We start from the raw sequence: 15,301 nt of genomic DNA, 5'->3' as shown, positions 1-15,301 counted from the left end.
CCCTCGCTTATTCTTGGAGCCCGACCGAAGCCGAGCCCGTGATCCCACCAAGATCGGGATTCCAGACGCCGCCAAAAATCCGGCTGCTTGCCACAGGTTCCGATGCCTTTCGCGCCGACTTCGAGCCCCTCCTGGTTAACGGCCGCCGGTCACCTCTCCACCTGCCCGATCGGAGGCGAGAGGCCTCGTCGCCAGGCAGTATTGGGATTTTTCTATCAGAGACCGTACAACTCAACCTTGAGCTAGCGCAAACTTCCGGCGCTCGACCGGCCGGCCGAGGAGGTCCGATGCTTGCGAGATGGCTGCGTTTGGCGCTGGCCTTGGTCGCGATCCTGGCGTTGGGCGGCGCCCTGCCGGGGACGCCCTCCGGCCTGGGCCTCGGCGCCGCGGCGGCGATGGGCGCAGGCGTGCTGCTCCTGGTCGTGTCCGCGGTCGTGGCGGTCAGCTATGGCTTCGCCTTGCGGCATGCATACAGTGCGGCCCCCGACCAGCGGGCGACCTTGCGGCGGGCCTGTCAGGCCGTGGCCCTGGAGTGGCTGGCGACCCTCGTCCTCTTCGTCGTCATCCAGCCCTTCGAGCGATGGTGGATGGGGCCGGAGAGCCGGGGGTCCCGGGGACAGGCCCAGCCGCCGCTCCTGCTGATCCCCGGCTATTTCTGCAATCGCGGGGTCTGGTGGTGGCTCAGGCGCGGCCTGCGGGCACAGGGCCGGAGCGTCGCCACGATCGACCTCGAACCGCCCTTAGGCGACATCGAGGTGCTGGCCGAGGGCCTGGCGGCGCGCGTCCGCTCGCTCCTCGCCGAGACCGGCGCGGATCAGGTCGCACTCGTCGGACACAGCATGGGCGGCCTCGTCGCCCGCGCCTATCTGCGGCGTCACGGCGACGGCCGGGTGGCCAAGCTGATCACCCTGGGCACGCCGCACCACGGCACCGAACTCGCAAGAATCGGCCTCGGCCGCAACGCCCGCCAGATGGAGCCCGAGAGCGCCTGGCTCCGCAAGCTGGCCGAAACGGAACCCCTGCCGGTCCCGGCCTTGAGCGTCTGGAGTGTCCGCGACAACTACGTCATGCCCCAGGACAGCAGCCGTCTCGCGGGCGCACGCGAGATCGCCTTGCCGTCGCTGGGTCACCTGTCGATGCTCTTCTCGCCGAAGGTCCTGGAGATCCTCCTCGAGGAGACGGCCGCCCCGACGTCGGCCTTCTAGAAGTGGACCCCGCGCAGCAGCTGGGTCAAGGCGACCTGGTCGGCGGTCGGTGCCTCCTTTTCGCCCTTGCTGCCCCTGGCCGCCGCAGAATCGGGGAACATACGAAAGGCGGTGTTGTTGACGATCTGCGCGATATGCGGCGCCAAGGCATGCAGGACCTGACCGAAGATTCCGAGCCGCGTCGCGATCCTGACCGGCTTCCGGGTGATGGCCTCGACCACGAAGCCCGCGGCCTCCTCGGGCGTCAGGGTGGGAAAGTGCTTGTAGATCTCGGTCGGTGCGGTCATCGGCGTCCGGACCAGGGGCAGGTTGATCGTGGTGAACTCGATGCCGCGGTCGACGAATTCGGAGGCGGCGCAGCGCGTCCAGGCCTCCAGCGCCGACTTGGACGCGACATAGGCCGAGAAACGAGGCGCATTGGTCAGGACCCCGATGGAGGAGATGTTGATCACTTGGCCGCGCCTCTTCTTGGCCATGGCCGGCAGCAGCGCCATGGTGAGCCGCACCGCGCCGAAGTAGTTGATCGCCATCATGCGCTCGAAGTCGTGCATGCGATCATAGGAGTTTTCGATGCTGCGCCGGATCGAGCGGCCGGCGTTGTTGACCAGGATGTCCACGCCGCCGTGCGCCTCGACCAGGGTCTGGGCCAGCGCCGCGCACTGCTCGGCGTCGGTCAGGTCGGCCGCATAGGTTATCAGCTCCAGCCCGCGGGCGGCGGCTTCCTGCTGGGTCGCTTCCAGCTTCTGGGGATCCCGGGCGATGATGATCGTGGTCGCCCCCGCCTCGGCGATCCGCAGGGCCGTCGCCTTGCCGACGCCCGAGGACCCTCCGGTCACCAAGACGACGCGACCGGCCACGCGGCCGCGCAGAGACCGCTCGACGAAGAGGTCGGGATCGAGGTGCCGCTCCCAGTAGTCCCAGAGGCGCCAGGCGTAGTCTTCCAGTGGCGGCACGGAGATCCCGGCGGGCTCCAGAAGAGCCTCGGCATCCCGGCAGTCGAAGCGGGTCGGGTAGTTGACGAAGGTGAAGATCCCCTCGGGCAGGCCCAGGTCCTTCATGACCGCCCTCTGAATCCGGCGCACCGGGCTCAGCGACGACAGGCCCTTGGCCAGGCCCTTGGGGACCATCTCGAAGAGGGCGGCGTTGATCCGCAGGGTCATCGCCGGCGCGTGGGCGGCGCGGGCGAAGATGCTCAGCACGTCGCCGAAGCGCCTGGGGTGCGGATCTGTCAGGTGGAAGCAGCGGCCGTCCTGGCCCTCCAGATGGGCGATGTGATCCAGCGCGTCGACGACGAAATCGACGGGAACCAGGTTGATGCGACCGCCTTCGATCCCGATCGTCGGCATCCAGGGCGGCAGGAGACCACGGATCTTCTGGATGGGCTTGAAGAAGTAGTAGGGCCCGTCGATCTTGTCCATCTCGCCGCTGCGCGAGTCGCCGACCACGATGCCCGGCCTGTAGATGCGCCAGGGGATCTTGCAGGCGCTGCGCACGACCTTCTCGGCCTCGTGCTTGCTGGCGAAATAGGGATGCTCCAGCTTGGTGGCTTCCTCGAACATGTCCTCACGAAAGACGCCCGGGTAGAGGCCGGCCGCGGCGATCGAGCTCATGTGGTGGAAGTGTCCGGCCCCGATCGCCTGGGCGAGTTCGACCGCGTTCCGCGTACCGGCGACGTTGGTCGCCACCTCGATTTCGGGGTCGGCATTGAGGTCGTAGACCGCGGCCAGGTGGAAGACGTGGTCGACCCTGCCCGCCAGCATCTCCCGATCCGAATCGGAGAGGCCCAAGCCGGGCTTGTTCAGGTCGCCCACGACGGGGATGGCGCGGGTTTTGTCGACCTCCCAAAAGGCGCGCAGCGCCTCGCAGCGGGCCGGCGATGCATCGCGCATCAAGAAGTAGGCGGTCGAGCCACTGCGGGACAGCAGCTTGCGGACCAACCGCCTGCCGATAAAGCCGCTGGCGCCGGTGACCAGATAGATCATTGTTCCTGTCTCCCCATGCGATTCATCGCCTTGTCGCGGGCCCTTGAAGTCCGCTCGGATTAGAGTCCGTTGCCTAGAAGATTAGACTGCATGCTCTAGAATCGACACTTATATCCTCAATCAGCGAACGTAATTGCTGCCAGGTAAAGGAGGGACCGACATCATGGCGCAGAAACTGAAAAAGCTTGCAGGAGAGTCCAGCGACAGCGAGCTGTCGGCGACGATCCGCGATTCGGCCAGCAACATCTGGCTCGCCGGCCTGGGGGCCTTCGTGAAGGCCCAAGCGGAAGGCGGTAAGGTCTTCGATGCCCTTGTCAAGGAAGGCGAGAAGTTCCAAAAGCGGGCCAAGAAGGTGGCCGACGACAAGGTCGTCGAGATGAACGAAAGGGCGAGTTCGACCTGGGACAAGCTGGAGCAGGTCTTCGAGGATCGGGTCGCCCGGGCGCTCCACAGCCTCAACGTCCCGACCAAGAAGGACATCGACACCCTTTCGAAGCGGGTCGAAAAGCTGACGACGCTGGTCGAGGAGCTCTCTGCCGGACCGGCGCAGGCGGCCCCGAAGCCGCGGGCGCGGCGCACCACCAAGGCGGCCGGCTGAGCGAGCCGGGCCGCGCATGTCGGCCCGAGCAGAAGCTTCCCAGGTTTCCGCGGGTGCGGGTGGCTCGCTCCGCCTGCACCCCTCAGGAGAGGGACCATGGTGAAGTCGAATGCAACGGGCGTCGCCTTGGCCGGCGGCGGCCCCTTAGGGGCGATCTACGAGATCGGCGCCTTGGTGGCCCTCGACGAGGCGCTCTCCGGGCTCGAGCTGGCGGACTGCGACGTCTACGTCGGGGTTAGTTCCGGCGGCTTCATCACCGCCGGGCTCGCCAACGGCCTGACGCCGCAGGCGATGTACCGGATGTTCATTGCGACCGAGGCGGCCGACGACCCTTTCGAGCCCGACCTTCTGATGCGCCCCGCTTTGCTGGAGTACGGGCGCCGGCTCGCCAACCTGCCCGAACTGCTCATCTCGGCCGTGCGGAGCTACCTGGAGGCGCCGTTCTCGCACGGCTTTTTCGAGTCCTTTCAGCGGCTGACCAGGGCGATCCCGACCGGCCTTTTCGACAATTCGGGCATCGGCGCGTACCTGACCGAACTCTTCGCTGCCCCCGGGCGGACCAACGACTTTCGTGAGCTGCGGCACAAGCTCTTCATCGTCGCGACCGACCTGGACAGCGGCGAGGCCGTGCCCTTCGGCACGCCCGGCTGGGATGGCGTGCCGATCTCGGACGCCGTGAAGGCAAGCTCTGCACTGCCCGGCCTGTTCCCGCCGGTCGAGATCGGCGGCCGGTACTTCGTCGACGGCGCGCTGATCAAGACGCTCCATGCCTCGGTCGCCCTGAAGGCGGGCGCCAAGCTGCTGGTCTGCGTCAACCCCCTGGTCCCCTTCACCGCCGATCCGACGCTGCCCAGGGACGGCGACGCGACCAGCCTGCTGGTCGAAGGTGGCCTGCCGGCCATGCTGGCCCAGACCTTCAGGTCGATCATCTACTCGCGCATGCAGGTCGGCATGGGCCGCTATGAGAAAGAGTTCCCGGATGCCGATGTCGTGCTCTTCGAACCGAGCCGGGACGACGTGGAGATGTTCTTCACCAACGTCTTCAGCTATGCAGACCGGGAGCGTCTGTCCGAGCACGCCTATCAGAGGACCCGGGCCGAGCTGCGGCGGCGCCAGGACGAGCTGGAGCCGGTCTTCGCCCGTCACGGCATTGCGATCGATCAAGGCGTGCTCTCAGACGAGGGACGTAGCCTGGCCCAGTGCGCCGACCGGGCCGCAGGCGTCGAAGGGCCGGGCCTCCTGGGAACGGCAACCCGACTGGACGCCGCGCTGGATCGCCTGGAGGACGTGCTGCGTACGAGCCGGCCTCCGGCCTGACGCCGGCTTTCGGCTGATCGACAGGGGAGATCGGCGCCATGCAGCGCAAGCCCAAGCGACGGACGCGCGAGCGGATCCTGGAAACCGCGCTCGCGCTCTTCAACCAGTTCGGCGCGCCGGGCGTCACGACCACCGCGATCGCGGCCGAGATGGGGATCAGCCCCGGCAACCTCTACTATCACTTCCATTCCAAGGAAGAGATCGTCGAGACCCTCTTCGCCGCCTACCGCCGCGAGATCGATGCGACCCTCGCCGTTCCGGAAGGCACGCCGGCGCACGCGGAAGACATATGGCTCTTCCTGCACTTGGTGTTCGAGGCGATCTGGAAACACCGCTTCATCTACCGCGACCTGAACGAGCTGCTGTCGCGCAGCCGGCCCCTGGAGCTCCAGTTCAAGGCGATCCTGGCGCACAAGTCGCGGACCGCATCGTCCATCCTCGAAGGCCTGGTCGAGGCCGGCGATCTCAACGCCAGCCGCGAAGAGATTAAGACCATGTCGACCAACATGACCTTGATCGCCACCTACTGGCTATCATACGAGTTTGCACGCGACCCGCGTGCGCCGCAGAATGGTCGGACCTTGGCACGGGGCGCGGTCCACGTCCTTTCTCTGGCGGCTCCCTACCTGGAGCCCAAGGCGCGGGCCCTGTTCGATCATCTGGCACAAGAGTACCTGAGCTAGCGCGAGGCTGACGTGGTGAAACAAACAGCGGACTGGACGGCCTTCCCCCACGACGACGCCGATTACGACTACGCCGGCGGCGCCCTGAAGAAGCACTGGGCGCGCCTTCATCTGGGCGATTGCGAGCCCTACCCCGACCCGGAGAGCCTGGAACGCCTAGTCGATGGCAATCCCGGGCTCGAACCCGACTTGCCGATCAAGAAGGCTGCGGGCGAGCTGCAGAAGGCCTGGCGCGCCTATCACGGCGGCGATTTCGCGGCCGCCACCAGGCTCGGTCTGTCCGTCGGGCCCCTCGGCTATAACGTCGCCAACAAGGCCTCGATCATCTACGCGACCTACCTCGAAGACGATTCCGAGCGCAAGCTGGCGCTGCTGGTCGATTCGGCGCGGCGCGCGGAAGAGGTCCAGGCCTGCGCGGAGGGCTTGCCCAACGCCTGGTACTTCCACGCCCAGGCGCTGGGCCGCTACGGCCAGGAGCTGTCGATCGCCAAGGTGCTCGCCGAGGGCCTGGGCGACAAGGTCAAGACCAGCCTGGAGCGGGCCATCGCCCTGGAGCCCCGGCACGCGGACGCCCGGGTCGCCTTGGGCGCCTACAAAGCGGTGGTGATTTACAAGATGGGCGAGACCATCGGTCGTCTGACCTACGGAGCCACCAGAAAGGGCAGCCTCGAAAACTTCCAGTCCGCGCTCGAGCTCAACCCGGAGTCCGCGATCGGGCAGATCGAGTATGCCAACGGCCTGGTCATGATGTTCGGCAAGGACAAGCTGGACGAGGCGGTCGCCCTCTACGAGAAAGCGGCCGCTTCGACGCCCGCCGACGCCATGGAGCGCCTCGACGTCGAGCTGGCCAAGGCCGAGCTCGAGGACGAATGATCAGGGCGAGGCGTCCTTGGACTTCGCGGCCCGAGGCGCCGCGCTTCCTTTGGCCGTGCGCTTTCTCGGCAGCTTCCGGCTCGCCGGCTCTCGTACCGGTTTGGCCGCAGGTGCGGCCACGGCGTCCGGCGGCGGGTCGATCGAGGCTTCCATCAGCCCGAAATAGACGAACTGCTCGAAGGCCGGCACGAACCTGGCGATGACCTCGTCGGGATCCGGAATGATGGCCGTGTCGGTCATCAGGCCGAACTGCACCTTGCCGTCGAAGGAGAGAATCGACACACCCATGCCGACGTCGCCGGCCTGAGGCACCCAGAACATCACCTGCTTGATTCGCGCGCCGCCGAGATAGAGCGGGTGCTGCGGTCCCGGAACATTGGTCATGACCGCGGTGCAACGGCTGACCAGCAGGTCCATCAGCCGGTCCTGCAGGATCTGCGGCGCGTAACCGAGCGCGGTCATGATCCCCAGGGTGACCGGCGGCTCGTAGGAGTGCTTTAGCGCCTGGGTCCGGCGGAAGATCTCGTAGAGGCGGGCTATCGGATTGTCCATCCCGACCGGCAGCTCCACCCCGATGACGCCAAAGTGGTTGCCCAAGGACTGCTTGCCGCCTCGCTGCCGGAGGTTCACGGGGACGATGGCGCGCAGCTCAACTCCCCTTGTCGGATCGCCCTTGTCCTTCAGGTATTGGTGCAGGGCGCCGGTGACCGAGGCCAGCAGCACGTCGTTGACCGAACAGCCGAAGAGATGGCTGATCGCCTTGACCTCGCGCAGGTCGATCGGATCGGTCCAGGCGAGCCGCTTGTCGCCGCAGGGCTTGCCCTTGAAGCGGGTCGCGCTGTCGCTCGGCATGGCCAGGAGATGGGCGATCTCGGCCGAAATGCCGGCGCCGTCCCTGAGGGCGGCGGCCGGATCGGCGGCCCGGGTCATGGCTTCTCGCCAGGCTTCGCCGTAAAGGCGCAGGCCCTCCCCGATCATGTCCACCACGGGTTCGAGAGGATTAAACAACGACGCTTCGTGAGACGCTTGCCCGCCGTCCGCCTTCTCGGCGCGCGCGACCGGCGGCGCATCGGGCCGATCGTCGGTCAAGGACAGCAAGACCGAGATCAGCGCGATGCCGTCGGCGATCGCATGATGGATACGCACCACCAAGGCCACGCCCTCGTCGTAGCCTTCGACGATGTGGAACTGCCAGAGCGGCCGCGCCCTGTCCAAGCGATGGGAGGCGAGGTCGGCAACGAAGTCCTCGAGCTCCGCCCGCCCGCCCGCGCCCGGCAGACGCACGCGCTTTATGTGCCGGTCCAGGTTGAAATGACGGTCCGCCGACCACCAGAGCCCGGTGAGCCGCGTCTCGACCCGCTGCTTGAAGCGGGAGTGGCTCAGGAGCCGGGCCACGATCGTTTCCTGGACTCGGTCCGCATCGACCGGACCCTCCAGCATCAGGATGCCGACGATCACCATCGGGTTGCTCGCCCGGTCGAAGCGCAGCCAAGTGGTGTCCACGGCCGCCATTCTTTCGCTGTTCGCCATCCGCGTGCGACTTTCCTGAGGCTATGGCCCTCGGGGCGGCGAACCTAGACGCCTTTCGGTTCGCTTGCCCAGGCGAAGATGATAGACAATTACCCGTGCCGACCAAGAACAAGATCGTCCGTCGCCTCTTGGAGCAGCTCGACCTCGCGGCCGAGCTGCGCGCCACCATGGCGGCCGAGCCCGTGGCGGCGCGCGGGCGCCAGCTCCTTCGCGGGTGGCAGGCAGAGAGCCTGGCACGCCGGCACGCCGACCTGCTGGCGAGCCCGCGCTACGCGGCCACGGCGTCGTTCTTCCTCAGCGACATCTACGGCCCGGAAGACTTGAGCCGGCACGAGGTTGAGGTTCGCCGCATCCTGCCGATCATGAGGAAGGTGCTGCCTGCCGCCGGCCTCGAGACGGTGGCCGACGCGCTCCAGCTGAGCACCCTGTCGGAGACGCTGGACGCAGCCATGGTGCGGGCCCTCGGGCCGGAGGTCGAGACGCTGGACCACGCCAGCTATGGCCGTGCCTACCGCAAGGTCGGGCGCCCCGCCGAGCGGGAACTTCAGATCGACCTGATCGCGCGCCTGGGCCGGTCGCTCGATCATCTGACCCGGCAGCCCTTCGTCGGCAAGGCGCTGTCCTTGATGCGCAAGCCGGCGATCCTGGCCGGCCTCGGCGAGCTCCAGGACTTCCTTGAACGGGGCTATGCGGCCTTCCTGAAGATGGGCGGCGCCGAGGAGTTCCTCGACCTCGTGGTCTCTCGCGAACGCGCGGTCCTGGAGGCGCTCTTCGCCGGCGACGACAGTCTGGTCGACTCACGCGCAGCAGGATCCTGACGCAGATCAAGGTCTTCGAAGACGCTTCGCAGATAGGTTTCTGGTGCCGCCTCGCGCACCTCCCGACCCGACGCCTCTGCATCTGGCCGGAGGTGGGGCGCTGAGACCCCCGGGTTCGGGCATCCTCACCGCCCGACGGGGAAGGTGGCGCAAGCGTGGAGACCGGCCAAATGCCGCGCGCGTTCGTCACCGGTGCAAACGGTTTTCTAGGCCTTAACCTGGTCGAACAGCTTTGCTCGGACGGCTGGGAGGTCGTCGGCCTTCACCTGCCCGGGACGGCAACTTCCTACGCCGAGGCCTTTCCCGTCGCCCTCGTGGCGGGGGACATCACCGAGTCCGAACAGCTGGAGGCGGCGATGCCGGAGGCGGCGGACGCGGTCTTCCACACGGCGGCGCTGACCTCGATCTGGTCGCGCCGCGACGCCCTGCAAACCCGGATCAACGTCGCGGGAACCCGCAACGTCGCAAGGGTCGCGCTCGCGAAAGGAGCCCGACGGCTGGTGCACACCTCGACCTGGAATACCTTCGGCTTGGGGCAGCGCGAGATCAGCGAGGAAACACCGCAGGCCGGCGCCCGGTCCTGGATCAACTACGTGCGCAGCAAGGCCTTGGCCGAAGAGGAGGTCCGACGGGTCGGCGCCGAAGGTTTGGATGCCGTGATCCTCAATCCGGGCCACCTCATCGGCCGCTACGACACGCACAACTGGGGGCGGCTCATCCGCATGGTCGACGATGGCAGCTTGCCCGGCGTGCCCGCCGTCCGGAGCCGCTTCTGCCATGCCGAGGCCGTGGCCCGCGCCCACGTCGCCGCTGCCCGAAGGGCACGCGCAGGCGAGACCTATCTCCTGCCCGGCGTCGAGGCGAGCTTCCGCGAGGTTCTCGAGACCATCGGCCGGCTGATCGACAAGCCGATCCCCAAAAGGAACCTGCCGATGCCGATCCTGCGCCTGGTGGCCCGGTTCAGGGTGCTCAAGGCCGCCTTGACCGGACGGGAGCCCGACCTGACGCCCGAGGCCGTCGCCCTCATGGTCAACGATCCCGAGATCGTCTCGGACAAGGCGAAGCGCGAACTCGGTTACCAGCCGGCGGCCCTGGAGACCATGGTCGTGGATGCCTGCACCTGGATGAAGGAGGAAGGCCTGCTGGCCTGACCCCGGGGGGCGGGGCCGGCGAGACGGCCGGGAACGTTGGAGGTCGAACACATGGCGAAGAAATCCGGCGCCGACATGATCGTCGAGGCTCTCGAGGAAGAAGCCGTGCCCTTCGCTTTCGGAATACCGGGCGCCCAGAATCTTGAGCTCTACGACGCCCTGGATCGCTCCGAGGGCGTGCGGCCGGTCCTGGTGACCGACGAGCAATGCGCCTCCTTCATGGCCGACGGTGTGTCCCGAAGCTCCGGAAAGCTCGGGTGCGTCAATCTGGTGCCTGGTGCCGGACTGACCCACGCGCTCTCGGGCATCGCCGAGGCCTTCATGGATCAGGTGCCGCTTCTGGTCTTGTCCTGTGGCGTGCGCTCGGACATCGGCAAGGCCTATCAGCTGCACGACGTCCCACAGCTGGAGCTCGCCAGGCCGGTCACCAAGGCCCAATACCGCGTGACCGAGGGCGAAAGGATCGCCGAGGTGCTGCGCAAGGCTTGTCGGACGGCGCGCCAGGCACCGCAGGGTCCGGTGATCGTCGAGATCCCGGCCAACCTGATGGTCTTCCACCATGAGCCCGCAAGGCGCGAAACGGCCGAGGCGGACGCGCCAGCGGGACAGCCGCTCTCCGACGCGATCACGCAGACCGTCGCGCGGCTGCAGGACGCGCGGCGGCCTTTGCTCTACCTGGGCAACGGCTGCGCCGAAGCGCCGCAAGCGGATCTCGTCGCCTTGGCGGAATGCCTGCAGGCGCCGGTCGCGACCACGATACAGGGCAAAGGCGTGTTTCCGGAGAGCCATCCGCTTTGGCTCTGGTGCGGGTTCGGCGCGGCGGCGCCGAAGGCTCTGCGTGCGGTCGCCGGATCCTGCGACGCCACCCTGGCGATCGGCTGCCGTTTCGCCGAAGTCGGGACCGCCAGCTATGGCGTCTCGCCGCCTCGCCCCCTGATCCACGTCGACGTCGATCCGGAGGTGCTCGGCAGGAACTACGAGACGGACCTCCCGATCCGGGCGGACGCGGCGGTCTTCGTGCGTGACCTGCTCGGCCGTCTCTCGGACCGCGACCGTGACGAAGACCTCCAGGCCAGCATTGCCGGCGGGCAGGAAAGCGTCGCGCAAGAGTGGCTATCCTGGCGGAGCTCGAAGGCCGTTTCTGGTCCTCGTATGGTCCAGGCCGTGCAAGCGCGCTTCGGGCCGGAGACCATCTACGTGGTCGACAGCGGCAATGGCCTCTTCCTGGCCATGGAAAGCCTGCGATTGAACCAGCCCCGCTCCTTTCTCGCGCCGGTCGACTTCTCCTGCATGGGCTACGCGCTGCCGGCGGCGATCGGAGCCGGCCTCGCCAATCCGGACCGGCCGGTGGCCGCCTTCATGGGCGATGGGGCCTTCCTGATGACCGGCCTCGAACTGATCACCGCCGCCCAGCTTCGCGTTTCCCTGGCGCTCTTCGTGCTGCGTGATCGGGAGCTCACCCAGATCGCGCAGTTTCAGGACACCGCCTTCGCGCATCGCTGTGCGAGCGACCTTCCGGACTTCGAGCTCCGCAGTCTTTGCGCGGGCCTCGGCGTGCCCTTCCTGAGCATCCAGAGCGACCCGGAACTCGACGACGGGATCGCCGAAGCCCTGAACCGCTCCCGCGCCGGCCCGGTCGTGGTCGAAGTCGCCGTCGACAACACCCAGCGGACCTTCTTCACCCAGGGCGTCGTGCGCACCAACTTCGGCCGGCTGCCCTGGGGCGAGCGCCTGCATTTCGTTACAAGGGCGCTGGGCCGCCGCGCGTTCGGCCGATAGAGCGCCGGCAAACCCCGTCCGCAGGCTGGCCGCTCCCGGAGAGCCGGCGGAGAGCGGCTTCTAGGGCATTACATCCGGCCAGACGCGAACGCGTCTGATCGGGAAGTGCGCTAGAGCCGCCTGCGTTCATTCGAACGCAAATAGGCTGCTCTATCTATATGGAATAGATCAAATTATCTGCGCTCAATTGAGTCCAATTGAGCGCAGTTTGATCTAGTCCCGCACCACCAGGACCGAGCACTTGGCGTGGCGGACCACCGTCGAGGCGTTGCTGCCGAGCAGGTAGTCCTGCATTTCCGGACGGTGGGAGGCCATGACGATGAGATCGACACCGAGCTCCGCGGCGCAGCTTAGGATCTCGTCGTAGACGGTGCCGTGGGCGACGAGCGCCTGGACCGCCAGGCCCTTCGGGAAGCTCTGAGCGACGAAGCGGTCCAGCGCCTGCTTCGCGCTCGCCAGCGCCTTCTGCTCGAAATCCTCCGGGAAGTAGCTGGCGACCACCGGCAGGCCGAAGCCGGGCACGACGGTGACCACGTGCAGCCGGGCGCCTGAGGTCTTGGCGAGGTGGACCGCGACCTCGACGGCCTTGCCCAGGCTCTCGGTGTGATTGAGGTCGACCGGAAGGAGGATGTTCTTGTGCATGGCTCGGCGCTCCGCTCAGTCCGCCGCCGGCGCGGCCGCCGCAACCGGACCTGCCCGCCGGCGGCGTTGCTGGAGGTAGATGAACAGCAAGAGGGCGAGGGCGGGAATGTAGAGGATCTGCTTGGGCAGGCGGTCGGCCGGCACGATGACTTCGGTGATCTCCCAGTCGAAGTCCAGCTTCGCCTTCTCGGCCGGACTGCCGAACTCGATGGCGTCGATAAAGGTCTTGCCGTCCTCTTCGCGCATGGTGATCCCGGCAGAGGCTTGGAGGCGCGCCGCGCCCTCGCCCGCCGGCCCGAGCGGGAGAAGGACGGTCTTGGCGACCATCTCCCCCGTCGCGAAGTTCTCGCCCTCGACCTTCAGGCGGATGTCGCTGTTCGGCGCCGCGCCGCCGGCGATCTCGATCAGGCGGGCGGGATCGTCGGCGCGGAACGGCGGCTGCACCATGTCGAGCCAGAAACCGGGCCGGAACAGGGTGAAGGCGATGAGCAGCAGCGCGGCGATCTCCCAGAGCCGGTTCTTGACGATTAAGTAGCCCTGGGTCGCCGAGGCGAAGGCCAGCATGGCGCAGAGGGCGGTCGCGATCGTCAGGACCAGATGCAGGGGCCCCTGGATATCGATCATCAGGAGCTCGGTGTTGAAGATGAACATGAAGGGCAGGATCGCGGTGCGGATGTCGTAGGTGAAGCCTTGAATCCCAGTCCGGATCGGGTCGCCCTTCGAGATGGCCGCCGCGGCGAAGGCGCCGAGGCCGACCGGCGGCGTGTCGTCGGCCAGGATGCCGAAGTAGAAGACGAACATGTGGACGGCGATCAAGGGCACGATCAGGCCGTTCTGCGCCCCCAGGGTCACGATCACCGGCGCCATCAGCGACGACACGACGATGTAGTTCGCGGTGGTCGGCAGGCCCATGCCCAGAATCAGGCTGATGACCGCGGTCATCAGCAGCATGAACATGAGGTTGCCGCCGGAGACCAGCTCGACGAACTCGGTCATGACCAGGCCGATCCCGGTCAGGGTCACGGTGCCGACGATGATGCCCGCGGTCGCCGTCGCGACTCCGATCCCGACCATGTTGCGGGCACCGGCGATCAGGCCGTCGCGCAGCTCGACCAGGCCCCGGCGCAGCCCGCCGCCCAATCCCGCCTCGCGGCGCAGGATCGACTTCAGCGCGTGCTGGGTGACCACGATCGCGCACATGAAGGTGGCCGCCCAGAAGGCCGAGAGGCCCGGCGAGAAGCGCTCCACGGTCAGGCACCAGATCAGCACCACCAGGGGCAGCAGGTAGTAGAGGCCGGCCTTGATCGTCGGCCCGGGCTCCGGCAGCACGTCGATGCGCTCCATGACCTCGAGCTCCGGATGGCGAGTGGCGTACTTCAGGAGCGCCAGGTAGGCCAGGCAAAGCAGCAAAACGGCGACGTAGGGCGTGGCCGCGCCGGCAACCCCCTTGATCCAGCCGAGGCCGTAGTAGACGACGCCGGAGAGGATCACCAAGCCGATCACGCCCGTCAGAAAGCCGATCATTGCGCGTATGAAGGGGGTCTCGGTCCGTCGGGGCAGGCCCTTCATGCCCGCTTTTACCGCTTCGAGGTGAACGATGTAGACCAGAGCGATGTAGGAGATCACCGCCGGAAGGAAGGCGTGCTTGATCACCTCGACGTAGCTGATGCCGACGAACTCGACCATCAGGAAGGCGGCGGCGCCCATGATCGGCGGCATCAGCTGGCCGTTGGTCGAGGAGGCGACCTCGACCGCGCCGGCCTTCTCGGCCGAGAAGCCGACCCGCTTCATCAGCGGGATGGTGAAGGTCCCGGTGGTCACCACGTTGGCGATCGAGGAGCCGGAGATGATGCCGGTCATGCCCGAGGACACCACCGCCGCCTTCGCCGGCCCGCCGCGCATGTGCCCGAGCAGCGCGAAGGCGACGCGGATGAAGTAGTTGCCGGCCCCTGCCTTCTCGAGCAAAGCGCCGAAGAGGACGAAAAGGAAGACCATGCTGCTGGACACGCCGATGGCGATGCCGAAGACGCCCTCGGTGCCCAGCCATTGATGCGACATGGCCTTTGCGAAGGATGCGCCCTTCCACTGAATCGCCTCCGGGACGAAGCTGCGATCGCCGAAGAAGATATAGGCGAGGAATACCAGGGCGACGATGGTCAGCGGCGGGCCCAGGGCCCGGCGCGTCGCCTCGAGCAGCAGCACCAGTCCGGTACCGGCGACGACGAGGTCGGTCGTGGTCGGCAAGCCCTGCCGTTCGGCCAGGGCCTCGTAGAAGAGGAAGAGGTAGGCCGCGCAGAAGGCGCCGAGCAGCGCAAAGACCCAGTCCTGCCGGGGCACCCGATCCTGCGGCGAGCGCTTGAGGGCGGGCCGCCCGGTGTAGACCAGGAAGACCGCGAAGGCGAGGTGGATCGAGCGGGTCTTGGTGTCGTTCAGGACCGGCAGGACGTCGGCGAAAAGGAAGGGCAGCGGGGACGCGATCCACAGCTGAAACAGCGACCAGGCCAAGGCAACGCCGGCCAAGAGCTTCCCGACCGGGCCGAGCGGGCTGCGCAGGCCCGTCTCCGCCGCGGCCATGGCCTTGGCGGCCTGCGACTTCTCGGCAGACTCGTCCTTGCCGGGAACCCTTTCGCCCATCAGCACCGCCTTCCGCCCGCCCAGACACGCCGGCCCGACGCTACGGCCCGGGGCCGGACCTGCATTGATCTATGCCAGTTTCCGGCAGA

At 67.3% G+C, this 15,301-nt stretch carries 12 protein-coding genes; 8 read left to right on the top strand and 4 right to left on the bottom strand.

All coding sequences use genetic code 11. From position 1 onward, the window contains the following. Positions 1–287 precede the first annotated feature (287 nt). Complete coding sequence (locus tag QNJ30_07495) at positions 288–1,205, top strand: alpha/beta fold hydrolase (GenBank protein ID MDJ0943291.1); 918 nt, start codon at positions 288–290, stop codon at positions 1,203–1,205. Here QNJ30_07495 and QNJ30_07490 read toward each other — a convergent pair. Beyond that, a complete protein-coding gene (locus QNJ30_07490; GenBank protein ID MDJ0943290.1) occupies positions 1,202–3,187 on the bottom strand; it encodes an SDR family oxidoreductase in 1,986 nt (661 codons plus the stop codon). The two genes, QNJ30_07495 and QNJ30_07490, sit on opposite strands and share 4 nt — an antisense overlap. A 163-nt stretch (positions 3,188–3,350) precedes the next feature. Here QNJ30_07490 and QNJ30_07485 point away from each other — a divergent pair, with 163 nt between their 5' ends. From QNJ30_07485 to QNJ30_07470, 4 genes are all read left to right on the top strand, one after another. Next, positions 3,351–3,785: a phasin family protein gene (locus QNJ30_07485; GenBank protein ID MDJ0943289.1), complete on the top strand. Its 435-nt coding sequence runs from the start codon at positions 3,351–3,353 to the stop codon at positions 3,783–3,785. A 96-nt stretch (positions 3,786–3,881) separates the two neighbouring features. Then, positions 3,882–5,102, top strand: coding sequence for a patatin-like phospholipase family protein (locus QNJ30_07480; GenBank protein ID MDJ0943288.1), 1,221 nt, complete (start codon positions 3,882–3,884; stop codon positions 5,100–5,102). A gap of 38 nt (positions 5,103–5,140) precedes the next feature. Continuing rightward, positions 5,141–5,785 (top strand): TetR/AcrR family transcriptional regulator, encoded by a 645-nt coding sequence (locus QNJ30_07475; protein ID MDJ0943287.1) that lies wholly within the window; start codon positions 5,141–5,143, stop codon positions 5,783–5,785. A gap of 15 nt (positions 5,786–5,800) precedes the next feature. Next, positions 5,801–6,658: a hypothetical protein gene (locus QNJ30_07470; GenBank protein MDJ0943286.1), complete on the top strand. Its 858-nt coding sequence runs from the start codon at positions 5,801–5,803 to the stop codon at positions 6,656–6,658. On the opposite strand, the gene QNJ30_07465 is transcribed toward QNJ30_07470, so the two are convergent. Continuing rightward, a complete protein-coding gene (locus QNJ30_07465; protein MDJ0943285.1) occupies positions 6,659–8,188 on the bottom strand; it encodes a wax ester/triacylglycerol synthase family O-acyltransferase in 1,530 nt (509 codons plus the stop codon). A gap of 95 nt (positions 8,189–8,283) precedes the next feature. Between QNJ30_07465 and QNJ30_07460 the strand changes: the two genes are divergently transcribed. From QNJ30_07460 to QNJ30_07450, 3 genes are all read left to right on the top strand, one after another. Further along, a complete protein-coding gene (locus tag QNJ30_07460; protein MDJ0943284.1) occupies positions 8,284–9,006 on the top strand; it encodes a hypothetical protein in 723 nt (240 codons plus the stop codon). Between the two features lie 170 nt (positions 9,007–9,176). Next, a complete protein-coding gene (locus QNJ30_07455; protein ID MDJ0943283.1) occupies positions 9,177–10,157 on the top strand; it encodes an NAD-dependent epimerase/dehydratase family protein in 981 nt (326 codons plus the stop codon). A 51-nt stretch (positions 10,158–10,208) separates the two neighbouring features. Continuing rightward, positions 10,209–11,936 carry a thiamine pyrophosphate-binding protein gene (locus QNJ30_07450; GenBank protein MDJ0943282.1) on the top strand — a complete coding sequence of 576 codons (1,728 nt, stop codon included), beginning with the start codon at positions 10,209–10,211 and terminating at the stop codon, positions 11,934–11,936. A 213-nt stretch (positions 11,937–12,149) separates the two neighbouring features. Here the strand turns inward: QNJ30_07450 and QNJ30_07445 are convergent, their stop codons facing one another. Together QNJ30_07445 and QNJ30_07440 are read right to left on the bottom strand one after the other, a co-directional pair. Next, positions 12,150–12,578 (bottom strand): universal stress protein, encoded by a 429-nt coding sequence (locus QNJ30_07445; GenBank protein ID MDJ0943281.1) that lies wholly within the window; start codon positions 12,576–12,578, stop codon positions 12,150–12,152. Positions 12,579–12,593: 15 nt separating this feature from the next. Continuing rightward, a complete protein-coding gene (locus tag QNJ30_07440; GenBank protein MDJ0943280.1) occupies positions 12,594–15,212 on the bottom strand; it encodes a TRAP transporter permease in 2,619 nt (872 codons plus the stop codon). Positions 15,213–15,301: the final 89 nt, after the last annotated feature.

It is taken from the genome of Kiloniellales bacterium, assembly GCA_030066685.1.
Classification (GTDB): Bacteria; Pseudomonadota; Alphaproteobacteria; order Kiloniellales; family JAKSBE01; genus JAKSBE01.
This window is presented reverse-complemented; position numbering and strand designations above follow the sequence as displayed.

Coding starts and splice junctions, on each gene's coding strand:
- QNJ30_07480 (MDJ0943288.1), top strand. CDS start 3,882: ATGGTGAAGTCGAATGCAACGGGCGTCGCCTTGGCCGGCGGCGGCCCC.
- QNJ30_07455 (MDJ0943283.1), top strand. CDS start 9,177: ATGCCGCGCGCGTTCGTCACCGGTGCAAACGGTTTTCTAGGCCTTAAC.
- QNJ30_07465 (MDJ0943285.1), bottom strand. CDS start 8,188: ATGGCGAACAGCGAAAGAATGGCGGCCGTGGACACCACTTGGCTGCGC.
- QNJ30_07450 (MDJ0943282.1), top strand. CDS start 10,209: ATGGCGAAGAAATCCGGCGCCGACATGATCGTCGAGGCTCTCGAGGAA.
- QNJ30_07485 (MDJ0943289.1), top strand. CDS start 3,351: ATGGCGCAGAAACTGAAAAAGCTTGCAGGAGAGTCCAGCGACAGCGAG.
- QNJ30_07495 (MDJ0943291.1), top strand. CDS start 288: ATGCTTGCGAGATGGCTGCGTTTGGCGCTGGCCTTGGTCGCGATCCTG.
- QNJ30_07475 (MDJ0943287.1), top strand. CDS start 5,141: ATGCAGCGCAAGCCCAAGCGACGGACGCGCGAGCGGATCCTGGAAACC.
- QNJ30_07490 (MDJ0943290.1), bottom strand. CDS start 3,187: ATGATCTATCTGGTCACCGGCGCCAGCGGCTTTATCGGCAGGCGGTTG.
- QNJ30_07440 (MDJ0943280.1), bottom strand. CDS start 15,212: ATGGGCGAAAGGGTTCCCGGCAAGGACGAGTCTGCCGAGAAGTCGCAG.
- QNJ30_07445 (MDJ0943281.1), bottom strand. CDS start 12,578: ATGCACAAGAACATCCTCCTTCCGGTCGACCTCAATCACACCGAGAGC.